This is a genomic window from Bacteroidota bacterium, from assembly GCA_018698135.1.
Taxonomy (GTDB): domain Bacteria; phylum Bacteroidota; class Bacteroidia; order CAILMK01; family JAAYUY01; genus JABINZ01.
In genome coordinates, this window is sequence record JABINZ010000108.1 from 1 (window position 1) to 26,757 (window position 26,757).

22 protein-coding genes are annotated in these 26,757 nt (G+C 32.2%); 6 read left to right on the forward strand and 16 right to left on the reverse strand.

Features of this window, described 5'->3' with window-relative positions:
* Window positions 1–200: 200 nt before the first annotated feature.
* The 3 genes from HOG71_06770 to HOG71_06780 all read right to left on the reverse strand — a co-directional run bounded on the left by HOG71_06770 (window position 201) and on the right by HOG71_06780 (window position 4,142).
* The gene (locus HOG71_06770) at window positions 201–767 is read right to left on the reverse strand and encodes a PAS domain-containing protein (GenBank protein MBT5990539.1); all 567 of its coding nucleotides are present in this window, start codon (window positions 765–767) and stop codon (window positions 201–203) included.
* A gap of 32 nt (window positions 768–799) precedes the next feature.
* The gene (locus HOG71_06775; protein ID MBT5990540.1) at window positions 800–1,309 is read right to left on the reverse strand and encodes a PAS domain-containing protein; all 510 of its coding nucleotides are present in this window, start codon (window positions 1,307–1,309) and stop codon (window positions 800–802) included.
* 220 nt (window positions 1,310–1,529) lie between these two features.
* Complete coding sequence (locus HOG71_06780; protein ID MBT5990541.1) at window positions 1,530–4,142, reverse strand: PAS domain-containing protein; 2,613 nt, start codon at window positions 4,140–4,142, stop codon at window positions 1,530–1,532.
* Window positions 4,143–4,711: 569 nt separating this feature from the next.
* On the opposite strand from HOG71_06780, the gene HOG71_06785 reads away from it, so the two are divergent.
* The 5 genes from HOG71_06785 to HOG71_06805 all read left to right on the forward strand — a co-directional run bounded on the left by HOG71_06785 (window position 4,712) and on the right by HOG71_06805 (window position 10,775).
* Window positions 4,712–5,029: a helix-turn-helix transcriptional regulator gene (locus HOG71_06785; GenBank protein MBT5990542.1), complete on the forward strand. Its 318-nt coding sequence runs from the start codon at window positions 4,712–4,714 to the stop codon at window positions 5,027–5,029.
* A gap of 59 nt (window positions 5,030–5,088) precedes the next feature.
* Entirely contained in the window at window positions 5,089–6,303 is a 1,215-nt protein-coding gene (locus HOG71_06790; GenBank protein MBT5990543.1) for a HipA domain-containing protein, read from the forward strand.
* Window positions 6,304–6,775: 472 nt separating this feature from the next.
* Window positions 6,776–7,969, forward strand: coding sequence for an ATP-binding protein (locus tag HOG71_06795; protein MBT5990544.1), 1,194 nt, complete (start codon window positions 6,776–6,778; stop codon window positions 7,967–7,969).
* A 359-nt stretch (window positions 7,970–8,328) separates the two neighbouring features.
* On the forward strand, window positions 8,329–8,706 hold the full coding sequence (locus HOG71_06800) for a BlaI/MecI/CopY family transcriptional regulator (GenBank protein ID MBT5990545.1): 378 nt from the start codon (window positions 8,329–8,331) through the stop codon (window positions 8,704–8,706).
* 8 nt (window positions 8,707–8,714) lie between these two features.
* Window positions 8,715–10,775, forward strand: a complete 2,061-nt coding sequence (locus HOG71_06805) for a M56 family metallopeptidase (GenBank protein MBT5990546.1) — start codon at window positions 8,715–8,717, stop codon at window positions 10,773–10,775.
* A 285-nt stretch (window positions 10,776–11,060) separates the two neighbouring features.
* Here HOG71_06805 and HOG71_06810 read toward each other — a convergent pair whose 3' ends face one another.
* From HOG71_06810 to HOG71_06870, 13 genes are all read right to left on the reverse strand, one after another.
* On the reverse strand, window positions 11,061–11,786 hold the full coding sequence (locus HOG71_06810) for an NAD(P)H-binding protein (GenBank protein ID MBT5990547.1): 726 nt from the start codon (window positions 11,784–11,786) through the stop codon (window positions 11,061–11,063).
* A 13-nt stretch (window positions 11,787–11,799) separates the two neighbouring features.
* Entirely contained in the window at window positions 11,800–12,447 is a 648-nt protein-coding gene (locus tag HOG71_06815) for a hypothetical protein (GenBank protein MBT5990548.1), read from the reverse strand.
* Window positions 12,448–12,548: 101 nt separating this feature from the next.
* Window positions 12,549–13,124 (reverse strand): Crp/Fnr family transcriptional regulator, encoded by a 576-nt coding sequence (locus tag HOG71_06820; GenBank protein MBT5990549.1) that lies wholly within the window; start codon window positions 13,122–13,124, stop codon window positions 12,549–12,551.
* A 102-nt stretch (window positions 13,125–13,226) separates the two neighbouring features.
* A complete protein-coding gene (locus HOG71_06825; protein ID MBT5990550.1) occupies window positions 13,227–13,790 on the reverse strand; it encodes a hypothetical protein in 564 nt (187 codons plus the stop codon).
* A 36-nt stretch (window positions 13,791–13,826) separates the two neighbouring features.
* Window positions 13,827–14,378, reverse strand: coding sequence for a hypothetical protein (locus HOG71_06830; protein ID MBT5990551.1), 552 nt, complete (start codon window positions 14,376–14,378; stop codon window positions 13,827–13,829).
* Window positions 14,379–14,649: 271 nt separating this feature from the next.
* Window positions 14,650–15,483 (reverse strand): alpha/beta hydrolase, encoded by an 834-nt coding sequence (locus HOG71_06835; protein ID MBT5990552.1) that lies wholly within the window; start codon window positions 15,481–15,483, stop codon window positions 14,650–14,652.
* Between the two features lie 29 nt (window positions 15,484–15,512).
* The gene (locus HOG71_06840; GenBank protein MBT5990553.1) at window positions 15,513–16,334 is read right to left on the reverse strand and encodes an amidohydrolase; all 822 of its coding nucleotides are present in this window, start codon (window positions 16,332–16,334) and stop codon (window positions 15,513–15,515) included.
* Window positions 16,335–16,365: 31 nt separating this feature from the next.
* Entirely contained in the window at window positions 16,366–17,058 is a 693-nt protein-coding gene (locus tag HOG71_06845; protein ID MBT5990554.1) for a DUF4386 domain-containing protein, read from the reverse strand.
* Between the two features lie 48 nt (window positions 17,059–17,106).
* Complete coding sequence (locus HOG71_06850) at window positions 17,107–18,516, reverse strand: hypothetical protein (protein ID MBT5990555.1); 1,410 nt, start codon at window positions 18,514–18,516, stop codon at window positions 17,107–17,109.
* Between the two features lie 98 nt (window positions 18,517–18,614).
* On the reverse strand, window positions 18,615–19,463 hold the full coding sequence (locus HOG71_06855) for a carboxypeptidase-like regulatory domain-containing protein (GenBank protein ID MBT5990556.1): 849 nt from the start codon (window positions 19,461–19,463) through the stop codon (window positions 18,615–18,617).
* Between the two features lie 178 nt (window positions 19,464–19,641).
* Window positions 19,642–21,543 (reverse strand): T9SS type A sorting domain-containing protein, encoded by a 1,902-nt coding sequence (locus HOG71_06860; protein MBT5990557.1) that lies wholly within the window; start codon window positions 21,541–21,543, stop codon window positions 19,642–19,644.
* A gap of 511 nt (window positions 21,544–22,054) precedes the next feature.
* On the reverse strand, window positions 22,055–23,920 hold the full coding sequence (locus HOG71_06865; protein ID MBT5990558.1) for a histidine kinase: 1,866 nt from the start codon (window positions 23,918–23,920) through the stop codon (window positions 22,055–22,057).
* Between the two features lie 107 nt (window positions 23,921–24,027).
* Window positions 24,028–24,783 (reverse strand): response regulator transcription factor, encoded by a 756-nt coding sequence (locus HOG71_06870; protein MBT5990559.1) that lies wholly within the window; start codon window positions 24,781–24,783, stop codon window positions 24,028–24,030.
* Window positions 24,784–25,223: 440 nt separating this feature from the next.
* Between HOG71_06870 and HOG71_06875 the strand changes: the two genes are divergently transcribed.
* Window positions 25,224–26,354 carry a Fic family protein gene (locus HOG71_06875; GenBank protein MBT5990560.1) on the forward strand — a complete coding sequence of 377 codons (1,131 nt, stop codon included), beginning with the start codon at window positions 25,224–25,226 and terminating at the stop codon, window positions 26,352–26,354.
* Window positions 26,355–26,757: the final 403 nt, after the last annotated feature.

Here is a 26,757-nt window from a genome sequence, read left to right on the forward strand (position 1 = left end):
AAGCCATTGAAATATTGATAACTTTTTAAACGCTAAAGCTAAAAGTTACCAACATTACAACAGCATTATGAATATTATTATAAATTTGAAATTAAAGGAAATTATAACCAGACAGAGTTTGATTTACACTCCCAAAAAATATGACTTAGTAAAAAAATGAAGAATTTTACTAAGCCAGTTATTAGCCAATTACAAAACAGCTATATGTTTTCAAGCCTTCTTTCTAGTTCTTTAATTATATCCCTAAGTTCCTTAATTCGGAATTCCCTTCCTTCAAATAATTGATTATAACGATCTAATTCTTTGTTTTTTTCATTTAAGTCTTTGGTTCTTTCAGCAACAATTTCTTCCAGATTTAAGCGGTGATTGTTTAGGTCATCTTCCACTTGTTTCAAATGGGTAATGTCAACATAGGATCCAATTACCCCACAAACATTTTTCTCTAAATCGAATAAAGGTATTTTATTTGTTAAAAGTGTGAGGGTATTTCCTTCAGGGGTGTCCTGCGTTTCTTCAATATTCTTTTTAGATAAGCCACTATTAATTACTTGCAGGTCATCATTCTTATACTGTTCTGCCTGTTGTTTCCATACCATTTGAAAATCATCTTTACCAATAATGTCTTCAGGGTCTGATAATCCTGCATCATTTGCAAAAGCTGTATTACAGCCTAAATAAACTAGATCTTTATCTTTCCAGAATACTCTTACCGGGATGGCATTGATAATTTCTTCAACAAAAAGCTTTGAAGATTTCAAATCTTCCATGGCTTGTTTTTGTGAACTTAAATCAACAGCAGTTAATAGGCGGTATTACTTTTTTCAACAAAAAGGCCACTAAGTAGAACAACACATGTCTCATTTTTATCCGACATAAGTCTTACTTCGCTTTCTTCTTTTGTTTTACTTTGACAAACAATTTCAAGAAAATCTTTAAAAACAATTTTTGAACTATTTGAGACAAATAAGACAAATTTTCTATTAATTAATTCAGATCGATTTTTTCCGAACAGTTTTGCTCCTGCATGATTGCACTCTAAAATTTGACCTTCTGTTGACAAAGAAAAATGGCCACTAGGTGCAAAATCATATAATTCAACATACTTTTCTTTGGCTTCAATGGCTTCGATTTTTGCATTAAGCAGCTCCTCGTTTTGCATATCCAATTCAATTTGATGTACTTCCAGCTCATGAATAAGCTTCATAGTATCGAATTCAGAAAGAGGAACATTCGATTTTGTTTTATTTTTAAAAATCTCTTCAGCTCTTTTACGAAGGTTTCTAGCTTCTTCTTTATTTGATGTTTTCATTGGGAAATTTCTCTTTTTTCATCAATTAGTATGTAATACGAATTAGCTTTTCTTAATTTCAATTAGTTTTTCATTTGCTTTTATCAATTCCAGTTCTGTCTCATCCGTGTCTCCTGCAAGGGACACTGATGTTTTGCTTGTAATGCGTAACATCAGCGTGGCTGACATCAGAGTCCTCCTCTGCGAGAGACTCTGCTGAGACAAATATGTTGCAATACGTTTAGCTTTTCTTTATTTCCTTAAGTTTTTCATTCGCTTTTATCAATTCTAGTTCTAATTTTTTAGCAATACTTATATCTGTAAATGTAATAACTAATCCATCAATGCGATCTTCCATTGTCCTATAAGGCATAATTCGGATACTAAACCACCTGTCATCATTTGTTGACAAAGAGGATTCAATAAATGTGAGTGTTTTTAAAACCTGCCTGGCATGAGTTTCAATTTCAGGATAATGAAGATGATTTACAAGATCAGTAAATGGCCTGCCTATATCTTCTTCTCGTAATTTAAATATGTTGGTTGTCTGTTCGGTATATCTACGAATATTCAATTCTTTATCGAGAAAGAGGGTAGCAATTTCGGTACTGTTGAGCAAATTCTTCATATCGTCATTTGCACGTAAGTAATCATTTACTTTGCTCTGAAGTTCAGCATTTACCGATTGAAGCTCTTCGTTCAGGCTTTGCATTTCTTCTTTTGAAGTAGTCAGTTCCTCATTGGTCGATTGCAACTCTTCATTGGTGGATTGCAATTCTTCATTAGTTGATTTCAGCTCTTCCTGTGATGTTTGCATTTCTTCACGCAACGATTGTAAGTCTTCATTACATCTTTTCAGATCCATTTCGATCTCTTTTTGATGTGATGTTGAAATCTGTTTTGTTGTTTTTGAACCTATATCATCAGGCTTAATAATTTCATCAACATCTTTAAAAATGAAGATAATCATATTATGGAGAGCTTCTGGTTTTTCTAAGCGCTGAACAATAAGATCAATATATTGGGTGCCTCCATTAATCCCTACCTTTATATTTGAAATTTTGACTTTACTAAAGTTTTGCATTGCCTTTCGAAAAGTTCCGGGCAAAACATCTCTCAATCCTTCACGAGCCATGGCATAAATATTCCAGTTTGCCTTACCAGCAACCGGTTCAAGATATTTTCCGGTACGACCTGTAATATACACAATATCGCCTTTGTCGTTTACCAAAACACTGGCTGGTGCAAATTGCTGAAGCAATATTTGATCGGTAATGGTTTGAATATTCTCAACTATTTTAGGACTTTTTTTCATTGTAGCTGATTCTTGTTTAGTATTATAAAATGAACTTGGGAAATCAATAATGTCATGTAAAACCAATGATTTCTTGTGCTGAAATATTTTCAATTTGGGATTGATGTCTGTGAATAAATTACTTTGCTTGCCAAGGCTTTCTGAAGTTCCCAGTATCAAAATTCCATTTGAATTGAGGCAGTAATTAAACAACGAAATAAGTTTGTTTTGCAGCTCAGATTCCATATAAATAAGCATATTTCTGCAAGACAATATATCAAGCTTGGTAAATGGCGGATCTTTTATCACATCTTGTGGGGCAAATACCACCATTTCACGAATAAAGGATTTTAGCCTATAGGTTTCACCATCAGCAATAAAATATTTTTCTAGTCTTTCAGCAGATACATCGGATATGATATTATTGGAAAAAACACCTTTTCTTGCTTTTTCAATAGCATCAATGTCTAAATCGGTCGCAAATACTTGTAAGCTTATATTCTTTAGCTTTTTAAACTTCCCCATGGCTTCAGCAAACAGCATTGCCAAGGAGTAGGCTTCTTCTCCTGTTGAACAGGCAGGCACCCAGGCACGAAGAATATGCCCATTATTAGATTTTTGAATTAAGTTTGGCAAAACATCATTTCCTAGAATATCCCATACATTTACATCTCTGAAAAAACTGGTAACACCAATCAATAACTCTTTAAAAAGGATTTCAATCTCTACAGGATTTTCTTGTAAAAATCGAACGTAATTGTTTATTTTTTCAATTTGATGAACATCTTTACGCCTTTCTATCCTTCGGAACAAGGTGTTGTTTTTATACATAGAAAAATCGTGACCTGTTTGTTCCCTCAGCAGAATGACAATTTTTTCAATATCACTTTTGTTATTGTTTTCTATAACACTTTCTGGTTTTTGTTGTAGCCCAGTTTTCAAATATGCGATTAATTTGCCAGGCAATTCCTCAGGGCTTGCAATAATATCAGCATTTACCGCCTCAGAAGCACTGCGTGGCATCCCATCATATTTGGCACTAGCAGTATCCTGAATCAGGATTAAACCATTTTTTTCTTTGATGGCTTTAACCCCAAGGCTTCCATCGGACCCCATTCCTGACAATATAATTCCAATACTTTTTTCTTGCCTGTCGATGGCCAGAGATCGGAAAAAAATGTCAATCGGTAAGCGTAGCCCATGCGATTCAACCGGACTAAATAAATGGAGTGCCCCATTTAAAATGGATATGCTTTTGTTAGGAGGGATTACGTAAACACAGTTTTGTTGTACGACACCCCTATCTTTAGCTTGCGTTACAATCAGTGAAGTCATGCGCTGTAACAACTCGGGCATCATGCCAACATGCTTTGGGTCGAGATGCTGAATGACAACAAATGCCATCCCGCAATTTTCTGGGACATTATTGAAAAAAAGTTCCAATGCCTCGAGACCACCTGCAGAAGCACCAATGCCTACAATAGGAAAACCAATTGTACTCTTGATGGATGTTACGGAGCGTTTTGGATTCGCCTGCTCTGAATCAGTTTTCTTTATCATAGCGGTAATTTTTCTATTTTAATAAAGAAAACCTTGCAATTGGTTAATTAAGGAAAGCAATTCAGAAGTAAACCGTTAACATTAATACTCTTTACTAAAAATATTTTTTTTGAACTGTATAAAGGTAGGCTAATTGACGAGAAAACCCAAATTCATTATGATAGTAAAAGTGAGGAATTATTAACTCGTCATCCAAATAAACGACTTATCTATTATATTGGATTGCTTTTGCATTTTAAATACACATCTTTTTTGACTTATACAAAGACCATTATCTGCCTTTTTTTGATCTCTACAAAGATCGTTTTCCAATACAAAATGCGCTAGTTGATTGATTATCTTAACACTTACAGCGTTTGGGCAACAAATGGGCAACAAGAAAACAGGCCGTTTTGTCAAATAAATGAAAGCTATAGCATGCATAAAACAAATGACAATTTCATTAAGTCTGTTGTCTATTAAAATTTATTTCCCTGATTTTCCAAAACTCGTTTCTGCGGCCTACAATTACTTATAATGTTTGTTTATTAAAACGTTTTAAACTATTTTTGCATGTATAATTAAACATTATGGCAAACAAAAGTCCAATACTACTTCCTAAAATAAAACAAATTCTGAATGAATTTGGGGAAAATATAAAACTGGCTAGGTTAAGGCGAAAGCTTAGTAGTGAACAGTTGGCTGAAAGAGCTGGTATTAGTAGAAGTACGCTAATAAAGATTGAAAAAGGTGATGAAGGGGTTAGTATTGGTAACTACATGAATGTATTGAAAGCTCTTGGTTTGGAAAAAGATTTTCTAGTGGTTGCCAGAGATGATGAATTAGGAAGAAAACTACAGGATGCAAAAATTATTACTAAAAGAAGGGCTCCAAAAACAAAGTCATGAACAATAGAGATACCATATATGTGTATGCTGATTGGCACGGATTGAATGGGCCACTATTAATGGGCCTTCTGTATGCAGAAAATATAAGAGGTTCCCAGGTATTTTCATTTGAATATGATAATGAGTGGTTAACAACTCAAAGCTCACAGTTACTAGACCCTGATCTACAGTTTTTTTCAGGACCACAATATTTAAATGATGAACATAAAAACAATTTCTCCATTTTTCTTGATTCGTCTCCTGACCGTTGGGGAAGATTATTGATGCAAAGAAGAGAAGCTGCATTAGCCCGTTTAGAAAATAGGAATCAAAAACATCTGTTCGAAAGTGATTATTTATTGGGATTATATGATGGTCATAGAATGGGAGCATTACGTTTTAAAACTGATCTGAATGGACCATTTTTAGACGATAATGAAAAATTTGCAAGCCCCCCATGGGCAAAAATCAGGGCATTAGAGCAAATTAGTCTAAAACTGGAAGAAGAAAATGTTGTAGATGACCCAGAATATACGAAATGGTTAAATATGTTGGTAGCTCCTGGATCATCTTTAGGTGGAGCACGTCCAAAAGCGAGTATAATTGATGAAAACAAACAACTTTGGATAGCCAAATTCCCTAGTAAACACGACTCTTCAAATATGGGTGCATGGGAAAAAGTAACTAATGAAATGGCAAAAGAAACCGGAATAAATATAGCTAACTCTATAGCTAATATTTATTCTGGTCATCATCACACCTACCTGACAAAAAGATTTGACAGAACAGCAAGTGGTGAAAGGCTACATTTTTCTTCTGCCATGACTCTATTAAATCATGTTGATGGTGATAATTATGCTACTGGAGCTAGCTATTTGGAACTTGTAGAATTTATACAGTCAAATGGCGCAAGAGTAAATAAAGATCTTGAAGAATTATGGAGACGTATTGTTTTCAGTATTTGTGTCTCAAATGTTGATGACCATTTACGGAATCATGGGTTTATTCTGACCGAAAAGGGATGGATATTATCACCGGCCTATGATATTAACCCAGTTTCTACCGGTACAGGTTTATCATTGAACATTTCCGAAAATGACAACTCTCTTGATTTAGATCTAGCTCTTGAGGTCATTGAGTATTTCAGAATAAATCAAAATAAAGCTATTGAAATCATTCAAGATATTCAACAAAGTGTAAAAAATTGGAGACGCTTGGCAAAAAACTATAATATTCCAAGACAAGAGCAGGAATTAATGGCAAATGCTTTTCGACAGTCAGAAAAAATAATTTAAGAAACTAAAAACAACCAAAACTCCCGCAAGTCTGTGACTTGTGGGTTGTTTCACGTTATTGTATGGCCACAAGATGCAGTCTTGCGGCAGGTTGGGGTTTGATCCAAACAAAAGAAATATAATGACAACTAATTTCTTAAGGAGTGAAAGGTCAATGCTATGATTTTCACATAAATTAGTATTGTTTAATATCTAAGTTGATTGATCGAAAAGGTTCAGTTTTCTTTACTTTGTTCTCGAAAAAGCCTGCCCAAATATGTCATTTAGTCGGACACATTTTTCCAAATGACCTACCAAATTATACAATGAATATTTACTTAATAAAGACAAAATCAGCGGTTCTAAAATAAGGTCTAATCACGTATTTCATGGAGGCAGATTGGTAAATGCGAACTATTAACCTTGCAAATTGAAAGGCAGGTTTTCAATTTGCAATGTTTTTTTAATATCTTTGCCAATAAAATTTTATTTAATGATAAAGAGAGAAAGGTTTCAGCATTTAGCAAAAGCATTACAAACAATGCCAGTAGTAGCATTGATTGGATCCAGGCAAGTTGGAAAAACTACACTGGCTCTTGAAGTATCAAAACAATTAAAAAAACCTGTAACCTACATTGATTTGGAATCTGATACAGATTTTAATAAATTAACTGATTCAGAAGCCTATTTGAAAAGGTTTTCAGAACATTTATTGATTATTGATGAGGTCCAATGTAAACCTGATTTATTTAGAATACTACGTGGAATTGTAGATGAGCGAAAAAGAAACGGTGAACGGGCAGGTCATTTTTTGCTTTTGGGGTCTGCTTCTAATGATTTACTCCAAAACTCATCTGAATCATTAGCTGGAAGAATCAGATACCTTGAGTTAAACCCTTTATCACTAACTGAATTATATGAAGATGAAAAAGATACATTTAATTTAGAAAAATTATGGCTTAGAGGAGGTTTCCCTGATAGTTATTTAGCGGTAAACGAGCAGGATAGTTGGCAATGGAGAAATGATTTTTTCACATCATACATTGAACGTGATATACCAGCAATGGGAGTTGGTGTGGCAGCAACACAACTTAAACGATTCTGGAAAATGCTAGCTCATTACCATGGAAACCAAATCAATTTAAGCAAATTTGGCAGAAGTTTAGAAACAAGTCATACAACAATTAGAAATTACCTAGATATACTTACTGACTTTTATATGGTCAGACAGTTGGAACCCTGGTCGGGAAACATCAAAAAAAGACTGGTAAAATCTCCAAAAATATATATTCGCGATTCCGGTATTTTACACAGCTTACTTCAAATATCTAATATTGAAGCATTATTTTCACACCCAATAATAGGAGCCAGTTGGGAAGGATTTGTGATTGAGAATATTATTAACCAGCTAGATGATAGATGGGAATACAATTATTATAGAACAGCAACCCAGACAGAAATTGATTTAGTATTACATACGCCCGATAATGAAATTTGGGCTATCGAAATAAAACGATCATCTGCACCTAAATTAAAACGGGGATTCTATGAAGCTTGTAGTGATATTGGAGCAACACAAAAATGGGTAGTTAATGCAAATAAAGAAAGCTACCCCTTACCTAGAGAAGTGGAAGTAATTGGCCTTTTAGATTTTTTAACAATAATACAGGAAAAACAAAAAATTTAACTTCAATTTGAAAAGCAATTAAGGTTGATACATGAAACTCATTAGTTCAGATTTCAAAAATGAATAATTATAAGGTCTAGTTTATTATTCCATGCCTTAGTAAAAATAGATTTTTCAGTAAGCCTTATGCGATAGATGTTTTAATCAGAATTAAAAAACACACAGACTTTAGGGTTCAAAATCCAATCGTTTATTTAAAATAGACGATTTTTTAATTATTATTTCGATACCTATATAATTGTTATTCTGCGCTATACATAATCGCAACTCATTACTACGTTGATTAACTTACATTTAAGTTGTATAACTTAATTATAAGTTGTATGTTTGTATTGCCGATTAAAATAAACTCAATTGTTATGATGACATTAACAAAAGCTGAAGAACGAATAATGCAAATATTATGGGATATAAAAAAGGGATTCATTAAAAACATACAAGATGAATTTCCTGATCCGAAACCGCCTTACAATACGGTTTCTACAATTGTTAGAGTATTGGTTAAAAAAGATATTGTATCCTTTAATCAATATGGCAACACATATGAATACTACCCCTTGATATCAAAAGATGAATACAGTAAAAATCAAATGAACAGCTTGGTGAGCAATTATTTTAACGGCTCATTTAAAAAAGTAGTGAACTTTTTTTCTGAGAGCAAAAACCTTGATGTTAATGAGGTTGATGAAGTAATGAAAATGTTAGAAGAAATTAAACAAAAGAAAAAATCTGAATAGTTGAAATTATGGTAACATTTCTTTTATATCTGTTTGAGGCTTGCTTGTGCATGTCGATACTTTTTCTGGTTTATGTGTTTTTCTTCAGAAAGGAAACCTATTTCAACTTCAATAGGATTTATCTGATCAGTATTATGGTTGTTTCACTTATTCTGCCTGCAATACATGTATCGATTAAAATTTCATCAATTGAACCCATTCATGACTCGGTTAGCGAAATAGGTAAAATCCGTAGTTATTATGCTGAACTTATTTCCAAGACTGATCCTGAATTTACTCCTAAGCACTATGCTAAGTATGAACCATTGATATATGAAGGTGAAGAACTCCAAGGTAGAAATACTACCCATAATAATAGTACTTCCAGTACTGACGAAATTAAAGTTTCCATGGATTCGATGCAGTACACTAGTACCGAGAAAAAGGCTATAAATGTTGCTCTAATTATTTTGATAGTATATTTTGCAGGTGTAGCTTTTTTTAGTATCCGCTTACTACTTTTAACCAGGTGGCTTTTTCGAACCATAAAGAACAATCCTCATTCACTCAAAGATGGACAAATGATGGTTCTTCTTCATGAGCAAATTCCACCCTTCTCATTCTTTAAATATATTTTTGTAAATAAAGAAGCTACTTTACTCAAAGAGTTTGAGCAAATTCTAGCTCATGAAAAAATTCATATTAGGCAGAGACATTCGCTCGACTTGTTTATTGCACATGGCATTACTGTCTTTATGTGGTTCAATCCTTTGACATGGCAATTGCAAAAAGCAATTAAAACAACACATGAATATATTGCAGATAGCAAAGTTGTAAATCTGGGATATGAATTATTTGATTATCAATCGTTACTCTTGAGTCATTTGGTCGGCATACCTTCGATAGAGTTGGTTAATAATTTTAATTTATTATTCATTAAAAAAAGAATTGTTATGATGACAAAAAATAAATCCAGTTTCAACGCGAAACTTAAAGCACTATTGATAATACCCACAGCCTTGGTTGTATTCTTTCTTTTTGCTAATCTTACTATTAATACTCCACTTTTCAATTTTACGAATTTTGGGACAGAAAAAATGTATAATCTTGATGGAATATGGGAAAACAAACATCCCGGCACATTTGGAAAGTTATTGAATTTTAATGGCACTAGTCTTTCAATTCTTGAAAAAGCAGATGATGTTCAAGTTGTTGATTTAAGTATAACCATAAAAGACGATGAATTTACCATCATGAATTATGGTAATACTGAATTGTCGTTAAAATATCAATTTGTAGGTGAAGAACTGAAAATATGGTGGAATGACACTAAATATTCTATGTATTCAAAAACAAATTATACTAATTCATATGAGGCATTAATTCCGAAAGAATTTATTGATATTGAGTTGCCACAGATGGATGAGTCCAAAATTCTGGATCAACCAGGTCTTACCTACAACATTTATGTGTATTCTGATAAATATTTTGTTGAGAATAAACAGTGTAATTTTGAAACTATAAAAGAGACTATTCAAAAAAGGATTTCTTTATTTAATGTTCTTGATAGGCCCTATGTGTCTTCCCGCTTATATATTGATAAAAACACTCAAATGAAAGCGGTTCATGAATTGTACAAAATACTTAGAGAGTTGCAATTGAACAAGGTTGCTCTGGCAACAATTCCTGCAAATAACACCTCTGTTCTGCAATATCATTCTTCAGCAATTCCTCAAAAATTACCTCCCTTAATGAAGGATGGTTTAGCAATTAGCAATAAAGCTTCAATTAGCGATAGAATTATAGTTTTATCACCAGATAAAAATATCACCGATCTTGAAATTGAGTTAGAAAAGTTTATTCAGGAAACACCAGATTATGTTGCCAGCTTTGAATGGGAAAACGCTACTAAATATGCTGATTATCTAGCAGTTATTGATATGACATACCGCGTACTTTTTAAACTAAGGGATTCTTACGCTATAAGTACACATGGGATGAAGTATTCGGATCTTCCAGTTAATTTGCAAAAAGAATTACGCAAGAAGTATCCAATGCGTTTATCTCAAACTAACTTGAACGAGGAGTGATAAGTTAACGTGTGAAAAAAACAAGCCAAACAAGTTGCCTGTCTATGTTTTTGGAGTTTTCCGTTCAAAAATATGGGCAGGCTTCTATTTTATCATTATAATTTTGCTGAATCAAATTTGGCAGAACTACATCGGCATTATACTATAATAGTTAAAGCTCATTTAGAAATCAATTTGAATTACATAAAAGTTGAAGCGAGCTACAACTCGTGACTCTCCTACTATCTCTCCTATTTTTTTTATACATTGTTACTAGACCATGTGTAGGCTGTTGAATTCATGCAATTAATCCATTTTATTATACATTACAGGCATTTGCCCTTTCCATTGATTCCAAAAGTCATTTTCAACGATAAGTCTAGCCATAAAATTACCAACATTTATTCTACTTGTTTTACCTGGATTAAACATTGCACTCCTTATAGGTGAAGTATATAACTCGTATTCGGTTACGTTATCTTCATTTGTTAAGGTATCTGGTCGTACAGCAACCCAATCAATTAATTTGTTTTTTTGCCCGATGTTCACTCTTAAAAAGTCGGCTGCTTTTTCATTATCTGATTGTGGTGGTATAAATAAGCGAATTAACCTCATCAATAGTTTTTCTCCAATCGAAATGGGTTCATTTAAATCTCTGTTCCTGTTAGCAGTTGTATTCATTAACACAAACTTGATTGGTTTTTCTGGTGAGGTACTTTGAATTGCCATACAAATCAATTTAACGGCATCAGATACTAATTTTCTAGGTTTTCCCAAAATACCCTTCAAAGTTATATTATGACCAAGACAAGAAGCTACCGACTGGCAATCGACCAAATAATTCTTCATTTCATCCACACTAATCTCTGAGATATTGGCTTTGATTATTGATATTTTGTCATTATTCTTCCAAGTGTCAGTTGTTTTTCCAGTGGAACGTACTATCAACTTGACGTTTTGTCCCATACTCAACAATTGTTCTACCAACTGTTTTCCTGTTGCACCAGTTGCACCTAATACTAATGTTGTCATTTTGATCATTTTTTTAAAATCTAACTCCAATATACAAATTTGGCTCAAAAAGGAAGTAGTTATTCCAACTTCTATCTTTCACCTTAAAACCTTGAGGTATGTTAGTGTCAATTGGCCAATATTGACATTGAATTTGTGGTTCTATAAACATTCTATCTTTGAACAAAGAAATATGATAACCTAGGTGATAAGAAGTATATAATTTGAATCCGTTACCAATTTTTTTATCAGTTTCGTCTAAATAAGTCTTTACTTGTGGTAATATTTCTATTGTAGTGAATAAACCCTTCCATATCATACGCTGATAAGTAATACCAATACCATTTTCTTTGAGCCTGCCAGGATAAAATTCACTTTCTTTCATTAAGAGTGGATCCCATAAAGGTATTCCCATTGGAGCAAATAATTTCCATGTGGCTACTTTGATACCAATTTTATCATTTGGAGTAAGTTCATATTTAAAATGAAACTCATAATGGTGTGTATTTGTTTTTTCCTGTCCAAAATTGAGAAATGTATGATAAGCAGTGCTCACTGAAAATTTATGGTCAAAGACTGGGCTTATATCAGAACTCTTTGATCTTTCAATTGAGTTTTGACAAAATACCTGTGTTAAAAACAAGGCAAATAATAATGTTAATGCAATTCTTTTCGTTTTCATAATTCTGTGTTTTTAGTTGATTAACTATTTTGCACCAAAATTACAGAACCATGATAGTTGAGTTCGTTGACTTAAGTTAAGAAATTAAAAAAATGGTAGTATTATTTTTGACTCATTATTCGTTTACGAATGCGGCTTAACGATTCTGGTTTCATTCCTAAATAACTTGCTATTTGATGCTGGGGAGCTATCTGGATTACGTCTGGTCTGTTTTTTAATAAAGCTAGATATCTTTCTTCTGGTGATGCCATTTTAAATTCAGCAAATGTATCCTGATTTTTTGCCATGATAGCTTCCCCTAAAGCACGGTTTAATGATTCTATCTGTGGGAATTTCTGATATATTTCCGTTTCCAATTCAGGCGTACCAACTCCTACTATGGTATCTTCAATACACTCAAGATAATACTCCGAAGGAATTTTATCACCATACACTGAGGGTATAACTGCTTGTTCCTCTGTATAAAATTCCGTTGTTTTTTCTTCACCATCTTTTATATAGAAGCTTCTAATACAACCTTTAATTATGAAATAGCATTCATTTGAGATATTTCCTTCTTCAAGTAAAACTGTTCCATTATCAAAGCACTTTATAAATTCGATTCTACTAATTTCCTCTTCTAATTCATTAGTGATAGGAATGTACTTTGAAAGATATTTTAAAATTTCGTTTTCCATATATTTATCTTGTCTTGGTTCGTACTCATAATGCACTATATATTTGGGCTATGAGCAGTAGCGTCCTTTAGGTTGCTATTGCTTAATTACTAGCAAAAGTTTTTAATGTATTTCAAATAAATTATTCATGCTTTTTATCAATTTATCACCTTTAAATAGCAAAAATCTGTTATACATGTTTTCCTTATTTATACTCTGACCATTAAGCACATCATTTATGAACTTTTTATTTAAACTATTCGCATATTGTCTTTTATAAAAATCATGATTGGCAATAAGCATTGGAAAATCAGAAACATTTTGGCTTTGCATTTTCTTTATATCATAGTAATCAGCTATTACATATAAGTTATAGTTTTTCAATGAACAATAATCTTGACAAGCTGAAATAAGTATGCATGATTTACTTGAACAATTTGGTCCCCATTTAAAAATTATCGATGTGTCATTGCTTTTAAGACAATCCCTTAATTGTTCTCCATTTATAACATGTATTTTTCCATTTTTGCCAAGGTTGCAAATACAAGAATCCTGATCTACGATTTCTATATTTTGTTTCTCACTGTCTGTTAGTTGGTTGTAACCAATATAAAAACCAGGTGTTCTAGTCACAATACAACTACTAAACAAAAGAAGAATAAAGGGCAAAAAAATTGTCTTTCTCATATTTTCAGTTAATGATTCATAGCTTTTTACTATAGTTTACCGGACAGGTTTTAAGTAAAAGACAACACTACCATTTAAGCTTACATTAAAAAATGTATAGTCAGTTTCCATTGTTTTGAGCCAAAATATTTGCGGACCTACGCGAATACCCCATCTTTTTGCTATAAACCACTCTTTATCAATACTCATATTTAGTCCATATCCATTTCCACCGTCATCTCCAGAAGCTTCTGACCATTTTTCGGCAAACGATACTTTACTGTATGCTCCTAAAACAGATATTTTAATGTCAATAGGAGTTCGATAACTAAAACCCAGTCCAAATGCATCAAGATTTATAAAATTATAATCTCCGACTTTTTGTTTATTCAAACCTCCAAATTCTCCTATTTGTACAGCAAACTTATCTGTAATGCCCCAGCCAATTGCATGATTTTTAGTTGCAATAGAAAAACCAGAGCTATTAATAGTTGAATATTCGTTTGTATAACCTGATCCAAGACTAAACTTTATGAATAATCCTTTTTGAGCGAAAAGACTGGATCCGAAACTCATAATAAATACAACTGTAATAAATAAATTTTTCATCGTTATTTGTGTTTTTGAATGCGTGCTAATTTTTAGTTATTTCCTTCTCTAAATTCCTTTATTATTCAATTAAACTCAAATGATTTGTCAACATTTGCACAATCTTATTTCATTTCGAGCAAATTAAAACTATAATTTTTTTGGCCAATAATTGTCAGATGCCAGCCTGAATTCTGGCAGGTAACTCGCATATAGTCATTTCCTTGTTTTTGTAGATTTAACTCATGTTTGTTTCATATATTATATTCGCCAGATACATTGTGTGCTGGCATTATTCTATTATAAACTCTATTGTTTTTCTTATTGAGTGTTTTGAGTCATTTCCTATCCAAAATAAGTGCCCCCATTCATTATCTAACGCAACAAGCTTTGAGTTCTCAATCATTTTGTTTGAGTGCAAAGCATGTTCAAACAGAACGCTATTATCATTCTTACTATGAATTATTAGAGTCGGACATTTTATTCTAGAAATTATATTATGATTAATACTTTGGTCAATATCATTAACAAATCCTGTTCCTGAGCTAAAATTTTCAAACATTGATATCAGCTCTTTCACATTTTCTTTTATTAGTTTATGTGGCAAATTGGTTGTGAACTGCGGATAAAAGTTTTTTGCAATCAAATTTGGAAACAATCCCGAAAAAAACCGAATCATTCCCCAAACAATTCCCTCAACTTTTGGGTTAAATATCCGCTTTGCAGTTTTATAAATTCTCCCTTTTTTATCTAACCATTCTTTTGATATGGAAGAAGCTAAAATTAACTTGTCTACTCTATCGGAATAATTTCCGGCTAATTCGATAGTAGTTAAGCCTCCGGCAGAAATTCCGTACAAAATCACTTTGTCAATGTTTAGATAATCCAACAAAGAAGCTATCAAATCAGCCTGTTGTTTAGGTGTTGTATTGTTATTTAAGGGAGTATTTCCATAACCAGGGCGAGTAGGTGTAATCAGTTGGAACTTGTCTAAATCAAATTCTTTATGCCAAAGTGTTGAATTACAATTTGTATGTCCTCCATGTATAAATAAAACAGGTTTTCCTTTTCCAGTCGAGGAGTATTCAATTTCCCCCAGTTCTGTCGCTATGATTTTAATATCCATTATTTAGTACTTATTTTCTGTTCTTCCCTTTATATATTCAAAAGTTTTCTCATATTTTCTCCGAGTATCATTTCTTTCTCTTTGGTTGAAATATCAAGACTTTTTATTCTATCAATATTTTTCTTTAAGTTGTGTTTTCCATAAGGTGTGTCAGTCCCAAATGTAATATTTGATGCTCCTACAAATTTAATTGCGTTTTTAAGTCTTTTTGTTGAAATGAGCTGGATGGTTGAAGTGTCAAAATACAAATTCTCATCTCTAAATTTATGTTTTATAAAAATTTCGAGGCCAAATAAATGTGCAACAATTAGTTTCAACTTTGGATGTCCTTTCTTATATTCAATGAGTTGTTTTGTTTGATTATCAGAGTACAAATGAATAAACAGGGGTAAGTTTTTCTTTTCTGTCCATTCAGCAATAGCACTGAAAAATTCTGAATCAATAGAATAATCTTCCCAACATTGATGAAGTTTTACGCCTTTAAAATTCCATTCATCAAATTTGTCATTTAAGTATTTTATGGGATTTTCTATTTGTTGTGTAATCCAAATGAATTGAATAGCTCTTCCTTTTGTTTTCTTTATCAAATTGTAAACATGTTCATTTCCTTTTGGAATTTGCTTAACAGTACCAGCAATTCCAATTACAAATTTTGTCAATAGGTTTGTTGCTTTAACCACATTATTTGAAGGAAACAGTTTTGCTAAATTTGGTAAAGAATAATTTTTAGCACTTCCCAATTCTCCAGGTACAAGTATCACTTTATCAACTTCGTATATATCCAAATTGTCAATAATACTTTCTGGTTTTAGAAAATCACCCGAAGCATGTGCATGTCCATCTATTATCATTTTTGTATTTCTTTTGTGTGTTCATTATTTTTCATTCTAAATCACTATTAGAATTAATTACAGATAAATTGAATCCTCTAGCAATCAACCAAATTGCCAGAAGTATTTCTTGAAGAACCAATGGAACTGTTAAAACTATAAATTGAGATGAAACAACATCAATAAGTCGGAACAAGATTAAAAAACTTGCCAGCATTGCTATGAAATTACCTATAATGCCCCAGCTTGATAACCATCTTGGGATTAGATTTGTTTTATAGAATACATAAAACAAAATGAGGTTGCCTAAACCAGTAGCCAACATCACTCCTACATGATTTGCTAAGTCACGACCTAATTTTAAAACATCTCCAAAAGTTTGAAAATATACTAAATCTGGTGTTGTGTATTTCAAAAATTCCTGACTTAGAGATAAAAACAATGGAAGAAGGATTACGCCTACTAATTGAAATACGCATGCAATTATTCTGAAACTAACAAATCCAAGAGCCAGACTTTTATTGTATTTGTATAATATTGGATATAATAATAGCGCAAATCCTAGGTATATAGGAACCAAAGTAAATTGAAACAAAGCTCCAATTAGCACTTGGTTTTGATATGCAGAAACTTTAGTAAGATAATCTGGACTTTCTACGGATGGAACAATACTCAACATACCTGCAAGCATTCCAAGAATAATCAATATACCCGCAACAATTGCGATCTTTCTATTTGAATTCATGACCATATTCATTTCTTGATTTACTTGTTATCATCAAATACTATGTAGCTAAAATTCAATTTTATAGCTTATAGAAGGAACCATTATTGCCTGACTTGTATTTTCGATCTTACCTTCTTTAATATTGTATTGATACATATAATTAGAAGGTGTTTGTGTTAAATTTTTAACTTGTAATGTCCAAATACTTGATTGCTTCTTTTTATTAATTCGATAACTAATAGTTAAATCAAGGAAAAAATCTGTTGGGTTTTGTTCTTCGTATGGATTGCTCCAATCATAATATATATCTTCTAGCTGATTGGATAATTCCTCATCAACTGGAACAATTCTATGTCCTCCCATTAGAGAAATCCTTCCATTGACGCTCAAAATTCTAGTCTTTTCTGGCTTTTTGTCAAAGACAAACTCTTTTCCTCCTAGAATAGTAAATACGTAGTTTTTGTTGAAGCGAGAATTATACGTATTGCCATTGCCTCCAGTATATTTGGCATCGAAAAAAGAAGCAGTTACCAGATAATAGTAATTGTTTTGCAAAAATCTTTCTAAGGTAAAATCAATTCCAATATTAGTTCCTGTTCCCTCATTTACAAGAACTTTATCGAAGGTGAATTCTTGTTCATAATTAATCATAGACCAAGTACCGTTATCAATTACTGGAATATTATACAGGTATTGATAATAAGGTTCAATCTTCATTCTAAGATTTGATGTAATAAAATAATCGTATCCTATAATAAAATGATGTGCTTTAGAAAAAGTCAATTCCCTATTTGGAAAGACCGTTTCATCCATAATATCTTTTTGATACATATACACTTTGAGTGGTTCTAACTGACTATGATTTCCATAGCCAAAACTTAAATTGTTTTTAGAGTTGATTTTATATTTGATCGCTAAGCGAGGTTCAAATGAATATTCATTGTTTAGCAGAAAGTATTGGGCATGCATACCAATATTTGCAAGTAATCTAGGACTTATGTCGTATTTTGATTGTGTATAGGCTTGTAAAAGATAACTACTACCATTAGAGTTACTATAATCTATCATTTCACCCTGGTATCTCCCTTTTGTACGTGCATTGTAATAAATATTATTAAGTACCAGACCCGTTCTGTTTGTGTGTTTTTTGCTAAACTTTTTATTAATGAATGTCGAAAAAGTGAACTTGCTTGTTGTGTTATTAATATCAAAGCTGTCTTGTAAAACAAGATTATCATTCATTCTTTTCAAATCCATTGAAAAGTTATTGGTAGATGCTACAATAGATGAATGAATATATGCCGAATTGCCAATTATTTTTTTGTATTTCAGCCCAACAACTCCAATGTTTGTCGTTAAATCGTATTGAACTCTATCCCAATTATATGTCCATGTAGTTGAATCATCAGTAACAGGTTCTGAATTCTTATCGTTTCCTCCTATCCCCCAAAATGATATTTCTCCGCCTTTTTTCATAGGAAAGTTAAACTTGAAACTAATATCCTGATATTCAGGAATTTGTTCTGAAGGAATAAAGCTTTTTATTAATCCAAAAGTTGAATATCTATAATTAACTAAATAAGATGCTTTTTTCCTTTTTTGAAAGGACCTTCAGCGGCAAAATCGATACCCATTACACCTGCTTGAAAAGCATACTCCCTTTCTTCATTATTTCCGTTACGTAGCTTAATATCAAAAACACCTGCAAGTGCATTACCATACTCGGCAGGAAATGCTCCTGTAAAAAAATCAGAATTTGCCAATAAGTGATTGCTAAATAAGGTAGTAAAACCTCCACCTGCAACATTTGCCCCTGCAAAATGGCTTGGATTAGGAATTTCCACACCTTCTAAAGTCCACAATACTCCTTTGGGTGAATTTCCCCGGATAATAATTGAATTATCCTGAACATTGCCAACAGCAACACCTGCAAAGGCCGAAGCCATCCGTGCAGGATCATCCATTCCACCAGCATAACGATGTGTTTCCTCTGCAGAAAAAGTTCTGGCACTTATTGTAGCCATCGAATTAATAGTTCCTGCTTTATTTTCATAAGCCTTAATGGTAACCTCATCTAGGGCAAAAGCTTTTTCTTGTAATTGAATTTTCAAAACTACTTCCTTACTTGCAGTTATCTGCATTTCGGAAACAGTATACGTTTCATAACCTAAATAATTTACTTGAATATTAAATCTGCCTAGAGGAACATTTTCAATATTAAAATTACCATCAATATCAGTAATGGTTGCTTTTAAGGGATTTGTATTAAGTACTATAATAGTTGCTCCTGCTAATGTTATTTGTGTTTCCTTATCGATGACTTGTCCTCTGATAGTCTGAGACAAACCATTTGTTTCTTGTGCGAAAGAATAATTCATGATAAGTACAAAACCAATCATAAATAGTAAAACTGTTTTTTTCATTGTATTGTTTTTTAAGCTTTTTATTTATTCTATTTAATTCAAAAAGAGATTATTTAAAGACAGATTAAAGGACAAGTTCATTTGTTAGAAGTTGCGTGAAATATTGGAACATATTTGTTGTTTATATGTGTGTCAGCAGTTGTAAGTATAGATGTGATCAACAATAAACTGATTAACACTATTTTACAATTAGCACCTTCTCATAAATCCTAACATTACCTGACAATATTTCAATACTGTAAAATCCGTTACTAAGTCCTGAAATATCAATTTGATTTGAGAAATTATTAATTTTTGTATTTAATACTTTTCTGCCTGAAACATCGAACAAGCTTATGTCTGAGTTTTCTAGCCTATCTACTTCAATGTTCAAAATATCCTGAGCAGGATTAGGAAATATCCTGAAAGCCATTTTCTGGCCCTCTTCTATTGCAATAGACTCTTTTTTGAAGCTAATATTGTCAATATTTATTGAGCCCCCCATATTAGATGTATAGGTGAACTTAACAATTGCCTCAGAAAAACCAGAGTATGAACTCAGATCAATTACTTTTTGATCCCATTCATCACTCTTTGGAGAAAAGAAACAATCCTGGATAGTCAAAGGATTCAGAATCGGATCTTTAGCAGTTGCCAGATCAGCTCCACCTTCTTTGAATATAGTTTCATAATTCTGTCCACAATCAGTAGAAATTGAGATCATCAATGTATCAGCAAAAAACACAGTATCTATAAAATAGGGTGGTGTGTATTTGTGGTAGTTGTATGCTAAATCAAAATATAGTTTAGGATTAGGAACTGATGTAAGATCCATAACAGGAGACATAAAACTTTCAGAATATCCATTTGTATAGAATAACAAAATGGTATTGAATGTGCCGATAGAGTATAAACCATCTTTTTTAACAACATCATCAAGGAACCATGAAAACAAACTTCCCGTTTCTTCAAATATCCATTTATCTGCCTCTCCTTCAAATCCTTCAATTAGAGGATATGAGTTTCCTTCCAAGGCAATTTCAATAGATTTTGATAGAATGTTATTTTCTATCATTGAATCTGAAAACAAATTGTTTATCATACCAATACTCAATTCTAACAAATGTGTTCCTGAATCCAAAGCCATTTGTGGCAGTTTGATTAAAGTATGCTCATAAAGGTCAAGGTTCCCAGTCCATGTGAATGTGCCAGTATTTCCATTTATATCATATTCGATTTCAAGCGATGTAACTACTTTGCTTCCAAGATTACGAACATAGCATTTAGGGAAAATGATAGGATCACATGAACGATCAATCATTTCAATTTCAAATAAATCTATATCATAGTCTTTAGTTGACGGATCTTCATAAAACTGTAGGCTAGGACTAATAAAATTGCTATTGGGTATTGTGTGTCCAAGTCCATTTACTTCAACAACCTTAACAATACCATCATTTTTCTTAAGCAGTTCATGAACTTTTTCAAAAGCAATAGCATAAAGAATATCCTCTCCTCCAATAGTGGTATAAATTGGTATATGAGAAGCATTTGCATAGTTAAAACCCAAGCTGACCATAGTATCATTAATGGCATCAGCCAATCCCTGAATTGCAGGTGTATTAAGGAGTAAACCTTTAAATTTTTCAGGAAAATCAAGGCCATATTTTAGCGCACTTCTGCCACCTAAAGAAAAGCCTTCAAGAATAATCTGATTTGTATCAATTGAATAATTCTGTTTGGCAAAACTGATACATTCGTCAATAATCAATTCATCACCTGAAGGTTGATAAAAGTCTTTATTTGCATCACTTCCTCCATCAGGGCATATAAATATTGTATTTGGGAAAATTGAAGGCCAGTTTAAGGAATTAATAAGTGCGTTCCGAAAATTAGTAGCATTATCACCCAAACCGTGCAAACAAACCATTAATTGGCAATTATTAGTAGAGTCGTAATTTGTTGGTACGTGACAAGCTAATGTCCTGCTTTGGTTCATAAAAGTGACGGTGGTATTAAAATTCCCTGTTTGCTGTGCGTTTGCTTTTGGGAATATAAAACAGAGAATAATGGTTACCATTAAGAATGCATTTGTTTTCATTACAATATATTTTTAACTTGTTTATTATTAATTCTGAGGCAAAACTAAATTGTAAAAAAAAGAGAATATTGGCTGGTTTGTGTATGGATCATTTGAGTTTGTGTTTGATCCTTCTGGTTTTGTTTATACTATTCTCATGATTTGTACAAAATTTATAAATGAAGTAGTTAGGTGACATAACTGATCAATATGGGAATTGATCAGGTTGAAAATTCAGGTTCTATGTTGTTCATAGTGGATAACAACTAAACTGAAATCACAATAATCAACAATCCAAATCACAAATAAATAACAAAAGCCAATCTATAAAAATTCAAACCGAACAAGTGAATGCTTCATGTAAACCACTGATTTTCAATTTATAAACTTGATCATTTGTTCAGAAAGGCATTTCATCTATCCTGTGTTTTTGCTTTTTGTCTTTTTTTAATTTGATAATTATTTGTGATTTGACCATTGCTATTTGTGATTTACCACAATATTACCCACCTTAATCGATATAGACCATTATTTACTTTACAGGCATCCTCAATTTTATCAGTGTACCTTGGGGGGCATCACTTTCCTCAAGATCGATAATTTCCATATCAATTTTAATTTCAGAAAATTCCTGCATAATCTCAAGCCGCTCTCTGATATTGGGTATTGCTACTGATTGATAGTGTTTCTCTTTTTGTTTTTTTATTTCCTTAGCAGCTTTTCGTCCTACTCCATTGTCCTCAATTTTGCAATAAAGACAATTGTCTTTCAGCTTTAATTCAATCACTAACTTTCCTTGTCTGGTATCGAGGTTTACCAAACCATGTATGATTGCATTTTCAACAAAAGCCTGTATAAACATAGCTGGAATTTCAACAACTCCATCTTCCAATGCAGGATCAACTATTATTTCATAATTAAATGCATTACTAAATCGTATAGATTCAAGTTCCACATAAAGTCGAATCTGGCTTATTTCATCTTCTATGGGTATATATGATTTTGAAGAATTCTCCAGCACCATTCTTAGCAACCTGGCAAACTTTGCCAAATATTCGTATGCATCCTCTTTTTTTGCATCTAAAACAAAATTTTGTGCAGTATTAATGCAATTAAAAATAAAGTGTGGATTCATTTGAGAGCGAAGTGCAATAAGTTTAATTTCAGCTATTTTAGCATTGATTTGTGATTTATGAATTTTTTGCTTCTGTCTTTTTCTATAATAAATCAGGCTAATAGTAAAAATAAAAAATAGTGCAGCAACTATAGTATAGAGTGTAAACAACTTTGATTTTTGAGCTGCATTCTTTGCTTCTAAATTACTTGCTTCTAAGTGGGCTATTTTAACTTCTTTTTCTGCATTTTGGTACCGCTCTTCTATTTCTGCAACCTGAGCTTCGTTATTCAAACTATCAAAAGTGACCATTAAATCCTTATACTTAACTTCAGTCAGATAAGCCTCTTTATATTGATTGTTTTGATAATAAGCATCTGCCAAAAGCCTGTTCCCTTCAATAAGCATTTCTGTGTGTCCACGTGTATCGGCATCTTCAATACATGCAATAGTATATTCTATGGCTTTTGGGAAGTTTCCTTTTAGTCTATAATAATCGGCCATTCCAAGTAAAACCATTCCAGGAACTTTCTTTGCTTTCGTTTTAGTACTGAATGTTTCATAGGCTTTAAAGAGATATTTTTCAGCACTATCCAAAGTATTGATATTCAAGTAGGATTCGCTAATGTTATAATAGGAATAGGCTATCCAGTAGTAGTCTTTGAGAATGATCCTAAGTGCTAGTGATTTTTTATAATACCCAATTGCTTCTTCCAACTGATTTTGTTCAGATGCTAAAACACCAAGGTTATTTATAACCATGTCGATATGTGCAGTATCCCTACACATAGTGAAGTATTCCAATGCTTCACTCATGTATTTTTCAGCATCCTTGTATCTGCCAAATTCAAGATTAGCAAGCCCAATTCGGTTAAGACTTAATCCGATGCCTAAACTATCATCCTTATTCTTCAATTGTAGCTCAAGTGCTTCATGACCTATTTTCAGACTTTCTTCATATTTTGAAACAAAAAATAAATACCAGGCTTTCATTGACTTTGCCCTTCCAACAGCATAAGCAAAGTTCTTATCTTCATATGTATCAATAAGTTTATCAATAAGTATTAAAGCTGAATCACTAGACAATCGCTGTATTTGGTTTATGTATTTTAACTCTTTCTCAAACTTGACTTTAGGAGGATTGTCTTTTTGTGCGTCAAGTAACAGACTGTCAATAATACTGTGTGTTGATTGCTGGGCTGTACTTATACTTGGGAGGCATAAAATTAGTATTGAACTAAAGGAAATAAGTTTTAGTAAATAGTCAACTTTGTTTGTTTGCATATCAAAATTAATTTATCAGCGTAAAACTAAGTTATTTTTACTTTTTGTTTTAAACAAATTTGTAGTTCGACCATTTTAAAGAATAACTGGTGCAATTGAATTTGTATTTAGACAGACAGTACTTTCATAAATTCTTCCTTACGGGATTTTGATATGCTGTACTCAACATCATTTTCCATCACAACATATCCACCTGATGACTTTCCTACTATCTTAATGTATTTAAGATTAATCAAAGTCGAATTATGAATTCGAAAGAAACCATATTCAGTTAATATGCTTTCAAAAAATTTAAGATTCTTCGAAACTGTTAGGTCATTCTTACTTCTAAGAGAAAAATGAGTATAGCTTCCATCTGCAATCACAGATATTATATCATTTACTTTAATAAATTCAATTCCTTCAGTAACAGGTAAAGCTATTTTATGCTCACTTTTATCCTTTGTAAGGAAATTTCCAAACATATGTTTGATATTTTGATTATCACTACTCTTAATAGGATTGTTACTGATTTTTTGAAACAAAGTTTTCAAATCGCTTATGCCAGCAGGTTTTATGATGTAATCAATTGCAGAGAACTTTATGGCTCTTAAAGCATACTCTTCATGTGCCGTTAAGAAGACTATATGAAAATCAATTTCTTCAAACTTTTCCAGTAGGTTAAACCCACTTTCCTTTCCCATTTCAATATCCAGAAATATCAGCTGGGGTTTTTTTTGTAGAATCTGTGAATATGCATCATCTACATTCAATGCAGTACCGAGAATTTTGATGTGCTCAAAAAAATTAGTCAACAACTTTGATAGGCTATCAAGAGCTCTTTGCTCATCATCAACTATAAAAACCTCCATAGTATAATCCATATATCACAATAAAGTATTCCAAAAATAATGAATTCGATGAAGCAAGAAGGACAATTCCCGAACTATTTATGCCGATTTTTAATGTGTCTATTTTCGACTTTTCTTGAAATTTATTACTTTCCAATACAAAAAATGCTAGTTAGCTGATTATCTTAACACTTACAGCATTTGGGCAACAAATGGGCAACAAGATTAATGAAAGCAAAAGCTAAATAAAAACAGCCAATTACAAAGTAAGGACTTCATTATTTTCCCTTTTCATAGTACTATTTGAAGGATTCATAAAACTTTCATTTTAAGGCCTCTTGATAAATCATATGCTCTTTTTAATGCCACACACATACCTATACATCATTTTTCTATTTTTTTAATGTTTGTGTTAAAATTATCTGTAATTTTGAGGTCAAATCATTTCCAAACTTTAAAATATCTATAATTTAATGTCTGAATTGTTATACACCATCAATCCCGATAGAAATACGCCTTGGAATGATCTTCCGCTACTTCCAATAAATGAAAAGTTATATCAGACTATTGAGATATATGAAAAACTAGGAGAAGCAAAAGCAGCTCTAGCAAAATTACACGGAAGAAGTGCAATTATACTAAACCAGGGATTATTGATCAACACAATTAGCTTACAAGAAGCTAAGATTTCAAGTGCTATTGAAAATATTTTTACAACTGATGATGAGTTATATAAGGCCTATAGTGATGGGAGAAATGAAATTAACAACCCATCAAAAGAAGTACTTCGATATAAAGAAGCACTATGGACAGGATTTAATTATTTAAAACAAAAACAATTATTTGATAAGGAGTATCTGGTAAAAGTATTTCAAGAAATAAAACAAACTAATGATTCTATTCGCCCGGATTTTTCAAATACAACAATCAAACAAGGTGGTACAGGACCAAATGCTGGTCAAGTTGTATTTACTCCCCCCAGAGGAGAAAATATAATCAATCAAAAACTTGATAATCTAATAAATTTCCTCAATGATGATATTGAATTCAATATTGACCATCTATTGAAATTGGCTATCTGTCATTATCAATTTGAAGCAATTCATCCTTTCAGAGATGGAAATGGAAGAACTGGAAGGATTTTAAACATTCATTATTTAACTAATAAAGGATTACTGGATTTCCCTATTTTATTCTTGAGCAGATATATATTAGATCATAAAGATGATTATTATTCGAGTTTAAGAGGAATATCTCAAGGCGGGAACTGGAAAGATTGGTTTCTTTTTATACTAAGAGCAATTGAATATACATCCAACATTACATTTCATAAGATCAATGATATCGTCTCAACTAAAGATTCAATTCTAGAATATTTAAGAAAAGACAAAAGAAAATTCCGCAACCCTGAGAAACTTGTTGAACTTTTGTTTACCCAGCCTTTCACAAAGGTAAATCACCTTGTAAATGCTAAAGCTTATGCTGAAAATACTGCGAGAGACTACTTAAACAGATTGTGTGAATTAAAGGTTTTAGAGAAGAGGGAAATTGAAGGTCATCATTATTATTTAAACCTTGAACTATATCGAATCCTTTCAGAATAGCTAGTTGATTTTGCTTGAAAAGTCCTTTGAAAACAACTAAAAACAACCAAAAGAAACACCAGGACAGCTATTTGCCAATACAAAAAATGTTAGTTGATTGATTATCTATACACTTACAGCGCTTGGGCAACCAATGGGCAACAAAAAAATCGTGCTTTAATACAAACAAAAGAAACATAATGACAACTAATTTTTCTTTAGTGATATGGTGTTCTTGATAGTCTTATGATTGATATGTTATAGGATTATGATTGATTACTGATGGATATTTCGGATCAAACCATGCCAGCCATTTCGGACTATCAGTGCCAGTGATTTCGGTTTTATTAGTGCCACTATTTTCGGTTCTAATAGTGCCACCATGTGTTAAGCCACATTGATTACGGTTCTAACCGTGCCACTT

Excerpts from the sequence above, each read along its gene's own strand:
- HOG71_06770 (MBT5990539.1), bottom strand. The coding sequence starts at position 767 with ATGGAAGATTTGAAATCTTCAAAGCTTTTTGTTGAAGAAATTATCAAT.
- HOG71_06775 (MBT5990540.1), bottom strand. The coding sequence starts at position 1,309 with ATGAAAACATCAAATAAAGAAGAAGCTAGAAACCTTCGTAAAAGAGCT.
- HOG71_06780 (MBT5990541.1), bottom strand. The coding sequence starts at position 4,142 with ATGATAAAGAAAACTGATTCAGAGCAGGCGAATCCAAAACGCTCCGTA.
- HOG71_06785 (MBT5990542.1), top strand. The coding sequence starts at position 4,712 with ATGGCAAACAAAAGTCCAATACTACTTCCTAAAATAAAACAAATTCTG.
- HOG71_06790 (MBT5990543.1), top strand. The coding sequence starts at position 5,089 with ATGGGCCTTCTGTATGCAGAAAATATAAGAGGTTCCCAGGTATTTTCA.
- HOG71_06795 (MBT5990544.1), top strand. The coding sequence starts at position 6,776 with ATGATAAAGAGAGAAAGGTTTCAGCATTTAGCAAAAGCATTACAAACA.
- HOG71_06800 (MBT5990545.1), top strand. The coding sequence starts at position 8,329 with ATGATGACATTAACAAAAGCTGAAGAACGAATAATGCAAATATTATGG.
- HOG71_06805 (MBT5990546.1), top strand. The coding sequence starts at position 8,715 with ATGGTAACATTTCTTTTATATCTGTTTGAGGCTTGCTTGTGCATGTCG.
- HOG71_06810 (MBT5990547.1), bottom strand. The coding sequence starts at position 11,786 with ATGACAACATTAGTATTAGGTGCAACTGGTGCAACAGGAAAACAGTTG.
- HOG71_06815 (MBT5990548.1), bottom strand. The coding sequence starts at position 12,447 with ATGAAAACGAAAAGAATTGCATTAACATTATTATTTGCCTTGTTTTTA.
- HOG71_06820 (MBT5990549.1), bottom strand. The coding sequence starts at position 13,124 with ATGGAAAACGAAATTTTAAAATATCTTTCAAAGTACATTCCTATCACT.
- HOG71_06825 (MBT5990550.1), bottom strand. The coding sequence starts at position 13,790 with ATGAGAAAGACAATTTTTTTGCCCTTTATTCTTCTTTTGTTTAGTAGT.
- HOG71_06830 (MBT5990551.1), bottom strand. The coding sequence starts at position 14,378 with ATGAAAAATTTATTTATTACAGTTGTATTTATTATGAGTTTCGGATCC.
- HOG71_06835 (MBT5990552.1), bottom strand. The coding sequence starts at position 15,483 with ATGGATATTAAAATCATAGCGACAGAACTGGGGGAAATTGAATACTCC.
- HOG71_06840 (MBT5990553.1), bottom strand. The coding sequence starts at position 16,334 with ATGATAATAGATGGACATGCACATGCTTCGGGTGATTTTCTAAAACCA.
- HOG71_06845 (MBT5990554.1), bottom strand. The coding sequence starts at position 17,058 with ATGAATTCAAATAGAAAGATCGCAATTGTTGCGGGTATATTGATTATT.
- HOG71_06850 (MBT5990555.1), bottom strand. The coding sequence starts at position 18,516 with ATGAAAAAAGGCGGAGAAATATCATTTTGGGGGATAGGAGGAAACGAT.
- HOG71_06855 (MBT5990556.1), bottom strand. The coding sequence starts at position 19,463 with ATGAAAAAAACAGTTTTACTATTTATGATTGGTTTTGTACTTATCATG.
- HOG71_06860 (MBT5990557.1), bottom strand. The coding sequence starts at position 21,543 with ATGAAAACAAATGCATTCTTAATGGTAACCATTATTCTCTGTTTTATA.
- HOG71_06865 (MBT5990558.1), bottom strand. The coding sequence starts at position 23,920 with ATGCAAACAAACAAAGTTGACTATTTACTAAAACTTATTTCCTTTAGT.
- HOG71_06870 (MBT5990559.1), bottom strand. The coding sequence starts at position 24,783 with ATGGATTATACTATGGAGGTTTTTATAGTTGATGATGAGCAAAGAGCT.
- HOG71_06875 (MBT5990560.1), top strand. The coding sequence starts at position 25,224 with ATGTCTGAATTGTTATACACCATCAATCCCGATAGAAATACGCCTTGG.